At 34.0% G+C, this 13,529-nt stretch carries 8 protein-coding genes; 6 read left to right on the top strand and 2 right to left on the bottom strand.

Annotated elements, in window-relative coordinates:
- The first annotated feature begins 182 nt into the window (after nucleotides 1-182).
- From PYW44_RS07500 to menI, 3 genes are all read left to right on the top strand, one after another.
- Entirely contained in the window at nucleotides 183-1,826 is a 1,644-nt protein-coding gene (locus tag PYW44_RS07500) for a glycine betaine uptake BCCT transporter (protein WP_021338796.1), read from the top strand.
- A 362-nt stretch (nucleotides 1,827-2,188) separates the two neighbouring features.
- Complete coding sequence (gene acnA, locus PYW44_RS07495; RefSeq protein ID WP_021338797.1) at nucleotides 2,189-4,894, top strand: aconitate hydratase AcnA; 2,706 nt, start codon at nucleotides 2,189-2,191, stop codon at nucleotides 4,892-4,894.
- 211 nt (nucleotides 4,895-5,105) lie between these two features.
- Nucleotides 5,106-5,555 (top strand): 1,4-dihydroxy-2-naphthoyl-CoA hydrolase MenI, encoded by a 450-nt coding sequence (gene menI / locus PYW44_RS07490; RefSeq protein WP_002507693.1) that lies wholly within the window; start codon nucleotides 5,106-5,108, stop codon nucleotides 5,553-5,555.
- A 275-nt stretch (nucleotides 5,556-5,830) separates the two neighbouring features.
- Here menI and PYW44_RS07485 read toward each other — a convergent pair whose 3' ends face one another.
- Together PYW44_RS07485 and plsY are read right to left on the bottom strand one after the other, a co-directional pair.
- Nucleotides 5,831-6,127, bottom strand: coding sequence for a HesB/YadR/YfhF family protein (locus PYW44_RS07485; RefSeq protein WP_002507692.1), 297 nt, complete (start codon nucleotides 6,125-6,127; stop codon nucleotides 5,831-5,833).
- A 351-nt stretch (nucleotides 6,128-6,478) separates the two neighbouring features.
- Nucleotides 6,479-7,087: a glycerol-3-phosphate 1-O-acyltransferase PlsY gene (gene plsY / locus PYW44_RS07480; protein ID WP_107513936.1), complete on the bottom strand. Its 609-nt coding sequence runs from the start codon at nucleotides 7,085-7,087 to the stop codon at nucleotides 6,479-6,481.
- 204 nt (nucleotides 7,088-7,291) lie between these two features.
- Between plsY and parE the strand changes: the two genes are divergently transcribed.
- The 3 genes from parE (at nucleotide 7,292) to alsT (ending at nucleotide 13,385) form a co-directional block, all read left to right on the top strand.
- Nucleotides 7,292-9,286, top strand: a complete 1,995-nt coding sequence (gene parE / locus PYW44_RS07475; RefSeq protein ID WP_031265907.1) for a DNA topoisomerase IV subunit B — start codon at nucleotides 7,292-7,294, stop codon at nucleotides 9,284-9,286.
- Nucleotides 9,283-11,685: a DNA topoisomerase IV subunit A gene (gene parC, locus PYW44_RS07470; RefSeq protein WP_021338799.1), complete on the top strand. Its 2,403-nt coding sequence runs from the start codon at nucleotides 9,283-9,285 to the stop codon at nucleotides 11,683-11,685. Before parE ends, parC begins: the two co-directional genes overlap by 4 nt.
- A gap of 254 nt (nucleotides 11,686-11,939) precedes the next feature.
- Nucleotides 11,940-13,385, top strand: coding sequence for a glutamine transporter AlsT (gene alsT / locus PYW44_RS07465; RefSeq protein ID WP_002507688.1), 1,446 nt, complete (start codon nucleotides 11,940-11,942; stop codon nucleotides 13,383-13,385).
- The last annotated feature ends 144 nt before the right edge of the window (nucleotides 13,386-13,529 follow it).

Here is a 13,529-nt window from a genome sequence, read left to right as displayed (position 1 = left end):
AAATATAAATTTTATTATACAATAAGTTTCAAATAAAGAGAATAGTTTTTTTAACTAAATTTGATATTAACTCGGGGGTTTGTTATTCTAAGACGTGGCGAAAGATAAAAATAGAAATTATTGTAATTTTTCTATTTAGGTTTTTTAAAAATTAAATAAGATGAGAAAGGGAGTTATTATTTATGAATTCTTCTAACAACCAACCTAGCGGTAAGAAGATATCTCCAGTTTTTATCTATAGTGCGATTATCGTAGCGATTGTAGTACTTATTGGTGCATTTCTACCAGAACAGTTTGACACTGTTACGAATACAATCAAACTATGGATAACGGACAAACTTGGATGGTATTATTTAATACTTACAACGCTCATTGTTTTCTTCTGTGTTTTCCTAATATTTAGTCCTATTGGTAAACTGAAACTAGGTAAACCAAATGACAAGCCAGAGTTTAATACGATTTCATGGTTTGCAATGTTATTTAGTGCTGGTATGGGGATTGGACTTGTATTCTATGGTGCGGCTGAACCAATGGCTAACTTTGCTGCCCCACCAACTGCAGATCCAAAAACAACTGAAGCGTATACTGAAGGTTTACGCGCAACATTCTTCCACTGGGGATTCCACGCATGGGCAATTTATGGCGTAGTAGCATTAGCGCTTGCGTATGCTCAATTTAGAAAAGGTGAACCAGGACTTATTTCTAGAACTTTACGTCCTATCTTAGGCGATAAAGTAGAAGGTCCTATCGGGACAATGATTGATGTATTAGCAGTATTTGCTACTGTTGTAGGTGTGGCCGTATCACTTGGTATGGGTGCATTACAAATCAATGGTGGTTTGAATTACTTATTTGGCGTCCCAACTAATATATGGATACAAGGACTTATCATATTAGTTGTAACAATATTATTCCTTATGAGTGCTTGGTCTGGATTAAGTAAAGGTATCCAATATTTAAGTAACCTAAATATTAGTTTAGGTTTAATATTGATGGTAGCTGTACTAATTATTGGGCCAACAGTATTAATTTTAAATATGATGACAAGTTCAACAGGTAGTCTATTGAACACATTCTTATTTAATTCATTTGATACAGCAGCTTTAAACCCTCAAAAAAATGAATGGATGTCTAGTTGGACACTTTACTATTGGGGCTGGTGGTTAAGCTGGAGTCCATTCGTAGGTATATTTATTGCACGTGTATCTAAAGGACGTTCTATCCGCGAATTTATCGCTGGTGTGCTCTTAGTACCTGCATTAGTAAGTTTCGTTTGGTTCAGTGTATTTGGTGTACTAGGTATTGAAACTGGTAAGAAAAATCCTGAAATATTCGACATGACTGTAGAAACACAACTCTTTGCTGTATTTAACGAAATACCTATGGGCATTATATTATCAATAATTGCATTGGTATTAATTGCTTCATTCTTTATTACATCAGCTGACTCAGCGACATTTGTATTAGGAATGCAAACAACATATGGTTCATTAAATCCTTCGAATTACGTTAAAGTCACTTGGGGTATCGCACAGTCATTAATTGCTTTCGTATTATTATTTGCTGGTGGTGGTGATGGCGCACAAGCCCTGAATGCGATTCAGAGTGCCGCCATTATAAGTGCCTTACCGTTCTCCTTTGTAGTTATAATGATGATGGTTTCATTCTACAAAGATGCGAACAAAGAGCGTAAGTTCTTAGGCTTAACATTGGCACCTAACAAACATAGATTGCAAGATTATGTACAACATCAAGAAGACGATTATGAAGATGACATTATTGAAAGACGTAAACCATTAAGAGACAATGAAAAAAACGAAAAATAATGTGAACTAACTGGGGAATCCTAATGGATCCCCAGTTTTTTTGTGCGCAAAAAGATTAAGTATTGAGTATGAGCGGCTAATGTTAAAGCATTTAATATAAATAAAAAATATAAGTAAATAGAACTATGTAAAATAGTAAAAAGAAATGTATATAAAATTAAATATAGCTGATAATGATTCTCAATTGATAACATTAACTTATTACACAATCATAGCGTGATAAGTTATACTTATACATACTGATTGAAAAATCAAATCTAAATTATATAGGTTTCTAGTCTTATGTAGTTGTTTTAAGTTGCATTTAATTATACAATTCAGATAACGGCATATAATCAATATAAATTTCAAGGGGGATTTTTATGGCTTCTAATATCAAACAACAAGCGAAAAAATCGTTTGAGCTTAACGGAAAATCATATACGTTTTATGATTTAAACACGTTAGAAGAACAAGGTTTAACGAAAGTATCAAAATTACCGTACTCAATAAGAGTATTACTAGAGTCTGTTTTAAGACAAGAAGATGGTTTTGTAATCACTGATGAACACATCAAAGCATTATCTGATTTCACTAAAGGCACAGAAGGCGAAGTACCATTTAAACCTTCACGTGTTATTCTACAAGATTTCACAGGGGTTCCTGCTGTTGTAGACTTAGCATCATTACGTAAAGCAATGAATGATGTAGGTGGAGATTTGGATAAAATCAATCCAGAAGTACCAGTAGATTTAGTTATTGACCACTCGGTTCAAGTTGATAGTTATGCAAACCCAGATGCATTAGAACGTAATATGAAATTAGAGTTTGAAAGAAACTACGAACGTTATCAATTTTTAAATTGGGCTACTAAAGCATTTAACAACTACAGTGCAGTGCCACCAGCAACTGGTATCGTTCACCAAGTTAACTTAGAGTATTTAGCAAATGTTGTTCATGCTCGTGAAGTAGATGGTGAAACAGTAGCATTTCCTGACACATTAGTTGGTACGGACTCACATACGACAATGATTAATGGTCTTGGTGTATTAGGTTGGGGCGTAGGTGGTATCGAAGCTGAAGCCGGAATGCTTGGTCAACCTTCATACTTCCCAATTCCTGAAGTAATTGGTGTTAGATTATCTAACGCATTACCACAAGGTGCAACAGCTACAGATTTAGCTTTACGAGTGACTCAAGAGTTACGTAAACAAGGCGTAGTTGGCAAGTTTGTGGAATTCTTTGGTCCAGGTGTACAACATTTACCATTAGCAGACCGTGCAACAATCGCAAACATGGCTCCAGAATATGGTGCGACTTGTGGTTTCTTCCCAGTCGATGAAGAAGCATTAAAATATATGCGCTTAACAGGTCGTTCTGAGGATCAAATCCAACTTGTGAAAAAATATTTACAAGAAAACAGCATGTTCTTCACCGTAGAAGAAGACGAACCAGAATATACTAAAGTTGTTGAATTAGATTTATCAACTGTTGAAGCTTCATTAGCAGGACCAAAACGTCCTCAAGATTTAATTGCCTTAAGTGATATGAAATCTGAATTCCAAAAATCAGTTACTGCACCAGCAGGTAACCAAGGTCACGGATTTGATGAAAGCGAATTTGATAAAACTGTTGATATTGAATTTAAAGACGGTTCAAGTACAACAATGAAAACTGGTGACTTAGCTATTGCTGCGATTACATCATGTACAAACACTTCTAACCCATATGTAATGTTAGGTGCTGGACTTGTTGCTAAAAAAGCAGTTGAAAAAGGTTTAGAAGTTCCAGAATACGTTAAAACTTCATTAGCGCCTGGTTCAAAAGTTGTAACAGGTTATTTAAATGATTCAGGATTAAATGATTATCTTGATAAACTTGGATTCAATCTTGTAGGTTATGGTTGTACAACTTGTATTGGTAACTCTGGCCCATTACTAGAAGAAATTGAAAAAGCTATAGCAGAAGAAGATTTATTAGTTACATCTGTATTATCAGGTAACCGTAACTTTGAAGGACGTATCCATCCTTTAGTTAAAGGTAACTACTTAGCTTCACCACAATTAGTTGTTGCTTATGCTTTAGCAGGTACAGTAAATATCGATTTACAAAATGAACCTCTAGGGAAAGGCAAAGATGGCGAAGATGTATATCTAAAAGACATTTGGCCTACAATTAAAGAAGTTTCTGATACTGTAGATAATGTCGTTACACCTGAATTGTTCAAAGAAGAATATGCAACGGTATTCAACAATAATGAAATGTGGAACGAAATCGATGTTACAGATAAACCATTATATGATTTCGATTCTGAATCTACTTACATTCAAAACCCTTCATTCTTCCAAGGCTTATCTAAAGAGCCAGGAACAATTGAATCACTTAAGAACTTACGTGTTATGGGTAAATTTGGAGATTCAGTAACAACTGATCATATTTCGCCAGCAGGTGCTATTGGTAAAGACACACCAGCAGGTAAATACTTATTGGATCACGATGTTCCAATTCGTCAATTTAACTCATATGGTTCACGTCGTGGTAACCATGAAGTTATGGTCCGTGGTACTTTTGCTAATATTCGTATTAAAAACGAATTGGCTCCAGGTACAGAAGGCGGGTTCACAACATATTGGCCAACAGGTGAACAAATGCCAATATACGATGCAGCAATGAAATATAAAGAAGATGGCACTGGTTTAGTAGTATTAGCAGGTAATGACTACGGCATGGGTTCTTCACGTGACTGGGCAGCTAAAGGTACAAATCTATTAGGTGTTAAAACAGTTATTGCTCAAAGTTACGAACGTATTCACCGTTCAAACTTAGTTATGATGGGTGTATTACCTTTACAATTTAAAGACGGAGAGTCTTCAGAAAGTTTAGGCATCGATGGAACTGAAGTTATTTCAGTTGATATTGATGAAAATGTTAAACCTCATGATTTAGTTAAAGTGCAAGCTAAAAAAGAAAATGGTAAAGTCATTGAATTTGAAGCAGTTGCACGTTTTGATTCCAATGTGGAAATGGATTATTACCGTCATGGTGGTATCTTACAACTTGTACTAAGAAAAAAATTAGCTAGTAATTAATAACTTAAAGATTACACAGTAACTGTCTGATATATAAATTCACTTGTTTTAAGTTCTTATTCAAGAGCTTAAGCACTTGTATTTCTTTATCTAATCAGTCTTGTGGGGGTGGGAAAATGAGATCAAACGTTGATTTCTGTCCTGCTCCCTTTTTTATGTTAATATTTAATGTGTAATAATTGACTATGTGTATTTGAAAAGAGGACGTAAAATGATTTACAGTATGACAAAAATAGAATCACGTTATCAAGAGACTGACCAAATGGGAGTGATTTATCATGGTAATTATCCTACTTGGTTCGAAGTCGCACGTACAGATTATATCTCTAAATTAGGCTTCAGTTATAAAGACATGGAAGATGCGGGTATTATCTCACCTGTAACAGATATAGACATTAAATATATTAAATCTATCACTTATCCAGAAAAGGTAACAATTAAGACTTGGGTAGATAAATATTCTAGGTTGAGATATGTCTATCGTTATGAAATTTTTAATGAAGTAGGCGAGCTAGCGACTACAGGGTCTACTACTTTAACCTGTATTAAAAAAGAAGACTTTAAGCCTATTAGACTAGACAAGTATTTCCCAGAGTGGCACACAGCTTATCTTGATATTGATCAAAGAAATAAAGCAGGCGAAACGTTAGAGCTTGTATGAGGTGTTAAACTTAATAATGTTTTGGGTTAAGTATTAATGAAATGATACATGACAAGACAAATAAAAAAGGATGATTTCTATAGTATTTAATAGAAATCATCCTTTTTCTTATTTAACTTTAATGCTTTATCTCGAAACCTTGCTTAATTATACTAATAGTAAATCATTTGAATATAATAGTTTCAATACAATTGTGTAAGCAATATTATATAGAAGAAAGATAATAATCAACACTATTGTACATTAACTTAAGTTCAAAATAATTTAACTATATATTATTTTGTAGTATATGAAATCTCGTCAACGCTATCATTTATATCGATGAATAAATTATCATCTTTGAAATACCATAAATCTTTTTCAGCGATTACAACGTCTAAACCTTCGTAATTGTTTTCGTAACCAATTTCAACTTCATCTTTTTTGTCTACGCTAAAGGCAGGGCTAAATCCTTGTTTTAACTGGAATTCTCCACCATAACGAACGAAAAATTGTAAGACTTTGTCACCTTCGGGTAATTCAAGTTCCTCTTTAAACCAAGACACTGCATTATTTGAAAGTTCTATTTCCATAATAAAAGTCTCCTTTCGGTTCACAAGTGCTTAACTTATGATAGTTAGTCACTAATCTAAAAATTAGTATTATATACATTACCCGTTTTGAGTAATACTAAAGATATTATAGCATAAATTATTAGAAAATTATTTAAAAACAATTTAGACATATGTGAAATAGCGAAAATCTATGTTAAAGCGCTACATTAGTAGTATAATAGAAGTAATGATGTTTTAAAGTGATCGGAGAAATTACTTCTTCGTATGTGGATGTTAGGGGTCTTAAGCTAAAAATAAAAAGCTGGAGACAATGATGTCCTCTAGCTTTTTTTAATTACTTGATTGTTTACATAGTGACTTGTGTAATAGTTACATCCATTTTATTTTAGGTTCTTCACCTTTGAATATTCTTACAATATTAGAACGGTGTCTAATGATTAGTAATACAACCACACCGATGCTAACGATAACCAAGATGATGTCTCGAATGAGTACAGCACCAATAAGACAACAGATTGACGCAATAATACTTGAAAGCGAAACATATTTTGTTAACTTCAATATTATAAAGAAAATAGCTGCTAATATAATTAATAAGATAGGATTCATACCGAGTATAACGCCAGCACTTGTAGCAACGGCTTTACCGCCTTTGAATCCAAGGTAAACTGGATATACATGACCTAAAATTGCGAAAGCACCAACGATTAATCCATTTGTGAAAAATGAACTAATAGGACCTTCTGCACTGACAGGTAACCATAGTGGGAAGAAGACAACAATGAAACCTTTAAATATGTCTAAGAAAGTAACTAGGAATCCTGCTAGTTTACCTAATACTCTAAAGCTATTTGTCGCGCCAGTGTTGCCACTACCAAATTGTCTGATATCTTTTTTATAAAATAATTTCCCTATTACATAGCCACTTGGAAATGCACCAATGAGGTAACTTAGTATCAACATGATTATAATCATCATCATATATAATCCACATCCTTTAATGACATTAAAATTATTTTACCATATAAGACCATAATAAGACGAATAAAAATTTTCATATAGAAATGAATTATTTTTTGAAAATTGATTTGGTGCTTGCAATTTATCCAGATTTATATAAGAATAACTAATGTATAGTTTTAAAAACGAACGTATGTTTGTAGGAGGGCGAAACGATTGGCAATGAATAAACAAAATAACTATTCGGATGATTCCATTCAGGTTCTTGAGGGGTTAGAGGCCGTAAGAAAAAGACCTGGTATGTATATTGGTTCTACCGATAAACGTGGATTACATCATCTAGTGTATGAAGTTGTCGATAATTCCGTCGATGAAGTATTAAACGGTTTTGGTAGTGAAATTATAGTAACTATCAATAAAGATGAAAGTATTACTATAGAAGATAATGGACGAGGCATGCCCACAGGTATCCACACATCAGGGAAGCCTACAGTTCAAGTCATTTTCACGGTACTTCACGCAGGCGGTAAGTTTGGACAAGGGGGATATAAGACTTCAGGTGGTTTACACGGCGTAGGTGCATCAGTTGTCAATGCGCTAAGTGAATGGTTAGAGGTTGAAATCTATAGAGATGGTACGATATATACCCAAAGTTTTAAAAATGGCGGTAAACCATCATCAGGACTTGAAAAACACGGTAAAACAAAAAGAACAGGGACGAAAGTAACGTTTAAACCGGATCCTGAAATTTTCAAAGCAGCAACTTCATTTAATTACGATATGTTAAGTGAAAGATTGCAAGAGTCGGCTTTTTTACTTAAAAGCCTAAAAATCACGCTTAGAGATTTAAGAGCTGGTAAAGAACGTGAAGATGTTTACCACTATGAAGATGGCATTAAAGAATTTGTGAGTTATGTTAATGAAGGCAAAGAAGTATTACACGAAGTCGCTAATTTTTCAGGTGAAGCGAATAAAATTGAAGTAGAAGTAGCATTTCAATACAACGATCAATATTCAGAAGGTATCTTGAGTTTCGTTAATAATGTACGTACTAAAGATGGCGGCACGCATGAAGTTGGATTTAAATCAGCTATGACTCGTGTGTTTAATGACTATGCACGACGTATTAACGAATTAAAAGAGAAAGACAAGAATCTAGATGGTAATGATATAAGAGAAGGACTTACAGCAATTATATCATTACGTATTCCGGAAGAATTACTTCAATTCGAGGGCCAAACCAAGTCTAAATTGGGTACTCCAGAAGCTAGAAGTGCAGTTGATTCTGTTGTGTCTGACAAATTGCCGTATTATTTAGAAGAAAAAGGGCAATTATCTAAATCTCTAGTGAAAAAAGCACTGAAAGCTCAACAAGCGAGAGAAGCAGCACGTAAAGCAAGAGAAGATGCACGCTCAGGCAAGAAAAACAAACGTAAAGATACATTGCTTTCAGGGAAGTTAACACCTGCACAAAGTAAAAATACTGAGAAGAAAGAAATATACCTAGTAGAGGGTGACTCAGCAGGTGGTTCTGCTAAATTAGGAAGAGATCGTAAGTATCAAGCTATATTACCGCTAAGAGGTAAAGTAATAAACACAGAGAAAGCTAAACTTGATGATATATTCAAAAATGAAGAAATCAACACAATTATCCATACAATTGGTGCAGGTGTCGGTAATGAATTTAAGATTGAAGATAGCAATTATAATCGAATCATTATCATGACAGATGCTGATACCGATGGCGCACATATCCAAGTATTGTTATTAACATTCTTCTTTAAGTATATGAAACCTTTAGTAGAAGCTGGAAGAGTATTTATTGCGCTACCTCCTTTATATAAATTAGAAAAAGGTAAAGGTGCTTCGAGAAAAATTGAGTATGCTTGGACTGACGAAGAATTAGAGCAATTACAAGATAAATTAGGTAAAGGCTTTACATTACAACGTTATAAAGGTCTGGGTGAAATGAACGCTGATCAATTGTGGGAAACAACAATGAATCCTGAAACGCGAACATTAATTAGAGTACAAATTGAAGATGAATTGCGTTCTTCTAAACGTGTTACAACGTTAATGGGTGATAAAGTAGCACCACGACGTGAATGGATTGAAAAAAATGTTGAATTTGGCTTACAACAAGAACAAAGTATTTTGGATAATAATGAAATTCAAATTCTAGAACAGGAAAACCCCGATGAGGAGGAAATAAATTGAGTGAAATAATTCAAGATTTATCGCTAGAAGATGTTATTGGCGATCGATTCGGTAGGTACAGTAAATACATCATTCAAGAACGTGCATTGCCAGACGTTCGTGATGGGCTCAAACCTGTTCAAAGACGTATTTTATATGCAATGTATTCAAGTGGAAATACGTATGATAGAAATTTCCGTAAAAGTGCTAAAACTGTCGGTGATGTCATTGGACAATATCATCCACATGGTGATTCCTCTGTATACGACGCAATGGTTCGACTGAGTCAAGAATGGAAATTACGCCATGTATTAATCGAAATGCAAGGGAACAATGGTAGTATTGATAATGATCCGGCTGCAGCTATGCGTTATACGGAAGCTAAATTAAGTCGTATCTCAGAAGAATTATTAAGAGATATTAATAAAGAAACAGTGCCATTTATGCCGAACTATGATGACACAACAATGGAGCCTATGGTATTACCAGCAAGGTTACCTCATTTATTGATTAATGGTAGTACCGGTATATCTGCAGGTTATGCAACAGATATACCACCGCATAACTTGGCAGAAGTAATACAAGCAACGCTTAAATATATTGACAATCCTGATATTACAGTGAGCCAGTTGATGAAATATATTAAAGGACCAGATTTTCCTACTGGTGGTATTATCCAAGGTATTGACGGTATCAAGAAAGCTTATGAAACAGGTAAAGGTAAAATTATTGTCCGTTCTAAAGTAGAATTAGAAGAACTAAGAAATGGCAGAAAAGAGCTTATCGTTACCGAAGTACCATATGAAGTGAATAAAAGTTCACTAGTTAAAAAAATGGATGAGTTACGTGCAGATAAAAAAGTAGACGGTATTGTTGAAGTACGTGATGAAACAGACCGAACTGGTTTACGTATAGCAATTGAATTGAAGAAAGACGTAAATAGTGAAGCGGTAGCGAACTTCTTATACAAAAATACTGATTTACAAGTTGCATATAACTTTAATATGGTTGCGATTAGTGATGGACGTCCTATACTTATGGGTATACGTCAATTTATTGACAGCTATATCAATCACCAAATTGATGTTGTAACGAAACGTACGCGCTATGAATTAAACCATGCTGAAAGTAGAATGCATATTGTAGAAGGTTTAATGAAGGCACTCTCTATTTTGGATGAGGTCATAAAACTCATTAGAAGTTCTAAAAACAAAAAAGATGCTAAAAATAATTTAGTAGCGGAATATGATTTTAGTGATGCTCAGGCTGAAGCAATTGTGACGTTGCAATTGTATCGACTTACAAATACAGATATTGTTGAACTTCAAAATGAACATGATGAATTGAAAAAGACTATCGAAGCTTTAAGAAATATCTTAGATAATCATGATGCCTTATTAAATGTTATTAAAGAAGAGTTAACTGAAATAAGAAATCGCTATAAACAAAAACGTTTGTCTTCAATTGAAGCGGAAATTACAGAAATCAAAATTGACAAAGAAGTTATGATACCAAGTGAAACTGTAATCATGAGTGTCACAAAACATGGTTATATCAAACGTACTTCTTTACGTAGTTTTAACGCAAGTGGCGCTGAAGAAGTTGGTGTCAAAGAAGGCGACGAGTTGTTGAAATATCAAGAAGTTAATACTTTAGATACAGCACTTGTATTTACTAATAAAGGACGTTACTTGTATATTCCAGTGCATAAATTATCAGAGATCAAATGGAAAGATTTAGGTCAACACGTATCGCAAATCGTACCTATTGATGAAGGTGAACATGTTATAGATGTCTTTTGTGAACGTGACTTTAAACCTGAAGCATTTTATGTTCTTGCTACACGTGATGGCATGATTAAGAAAAGTAATGTTTCTATGTTCAAAACTTCACGCTTTAATAAACCATTAGTATCAATGAAGTTAAAAACGGATGATGAAATTATTAATGTCATGCGCATAGAAGAGCCACAACTGATTACAGTACTTACACATAAAGGTATGTCATTAACATATAGTAGTGATGAACTTTCTGATACTGGTTTAAGAGCAGCTGGCGTTAAATCTATTAACTTAAAAGATGAGGATTATGCAGTGCTTACACAATTGATTTCTGAAAAGGATTCAATTCTAATGGCTACGCAAAGAGGTTCATTAAAACGTATAGGATTTAAAGTATTGCAAACAGCAAAACGTGCACAACGTGGACTTACATTGTTGAAGGAACTTAAGAAAGCACCACATCGTATTGTAGCTGCCGAAGTTGTCCAACCAGGACAAAAGCAATATACAATCTATTCAAATAAACAACAAGAAACTGGCGATATTAAAGATATTCATTTATCAGAACAATATACGAACGGTAGTTTTATAGTAGATATTAATGACTTTGGCGAAGTAGAAAGTTTAGTTGTTAAATAATATAAATTGAAAAAACTGTTAGTAAATACAACTATATAGTGATAAAATACCTTTTAGGTGCAATAAAAAATAAAACCAAGAGATTTATAGTGGAGCAAGACATGATAGTGCAAGGCTTTTAGCTTAACACTGTTAAACTTTCGCTCACTTTCATGTGCAACATATGCATTTTGATTATTAATATGTACATGAAATAACTATAAATCTCTTGATTTTGCTATAAAATTCAAATTATATAGATGAGAGGGATTAAATTGAGTAATTTTGATAGTTTAATTCCAGATTGGTTCAAAACTTTTGTTCAAGTCGGGAATGATTTAATCTGGTCGCAATACCTAATTGGGCTACTAATAACAGCAGGTTTATACTTTACTATTAGTTCTAAATTTGTTCAATTAAGATGGATTCCAGAAATGTTTCGTGCCATTGGCGAAAAACCCGAAACACTAGATAGTGGTAAGAAAGGTATCTCACCATTCCAAGCTTTTGCAATAAGCGCGGGATCTCGTGTCGGTACTGGTAATATCGCAGGTGTGGCTACTGCAATTGTTTTAGGTGGACCAGGCGCTGTGTTCTGGATGTGGGTTATCGCTTTGATTGGTGCGGCAAGTGCTTTTATAGAAGCTACTTTAGCGCAGGTATATAAAGTGCCTGATGAAGATGGGGGTTTCCGTGGGGGACCAGCTTATTACATAACTAAAGGTTTAAATCAAAAATGGCTAGGTATTTTATTTGCCATATTAATTACAGTGACATTTGCATTTGTGTTTAATACTGTGCAATCTAATACAATCGCTGAATCATTAAAAACACAATATAGCATAAGCCCTGTTGTAACCGGTATTATTTTAGCAGTACTAACAGGTATTATTATTTTTGGTGGTGTCCGTAGTATTGCTAAAATATCATCAGTCATCGTACCATTTATGGCAGTCATATATATTGGTCTCGTATTTGTTATTCTGATTATCAATTATGATCAAATTATTCCGATGATTACTACGATTGTTACGAGCGCCTTTGGATTTGAACAGGCGACTGGTGGTGCAGTTGGTGCAGCAATTTTACAAGGTATTAAACGTGGTTTGTTCTCCAATGAAGCAGGTATGGGTTCTGCGCCTAATGCTGCCGCAACAGCAGCCGTTCCTCACCCTGTAAAACAAGGTTTAATTCAATCGTTAGGTGTATTCTTTGATACAATGCTTGTTTGTACAGCAACTGCGATTATGATTTTATTGTATACAGGATTAGAATTTGGTGAAAATGCAGCTCAAGGCGTTGCAGTAACACAATCTGCACTTAATGAACATTTAGGTAGTGCTGGTGGTATTTTCTTAACAGTAGCAATATCATTATTTGCCTTTTCATCTGTGGTAGGAAACTATTACTATGGACAATCGAATATTGAATTTTTATCAAAAAACAAAACATTATTATTTATTTTTAGATGTTTAGTTGTTGTACTTGTATTCGTGGGTGCAGTAATTAAAACGGAAACCGTTTGGGGTACAGCCGATGTATTTATGGGCTTAATGGCGATCGTCAACTTAGTGGCAATTATAGGATTATCTAATATTGCGTTTGCAGTTATGAATGATTACCAACGTCAACGTAAAGCAGGCAAAAAACCTATCTTTAAACCAGAAGAATTAGAAATTAATTTATTTGGCATTGAAAGCTGGGGCATGAAAAAGAAATAATGATATAAAGTGAGTAACTATGTATTTTCTATAAAATGAAAATACATAGTTTTTTTATGTAATAATACTATAAAATTAATAGAAAAGCGCTTTACTACTTTCATTTTTCTATTTTTCACTATATAATGCTTATTGACATAATAA

Source organism: Staphylococcus equorum (assembly GCF_029024965.1).
In the GTDB taxonomy this organism is placed as follows: Bacteria; Bacillota; Bacilli; order Staphylococcales; family Staphylococcaceae; genus Staphylococcus; species Staphylococcus equorum.
Note: the sequence above shows the minus strand (reverse complement) of the source record. Positions and strands in the feature narration are given on the sequence as shown.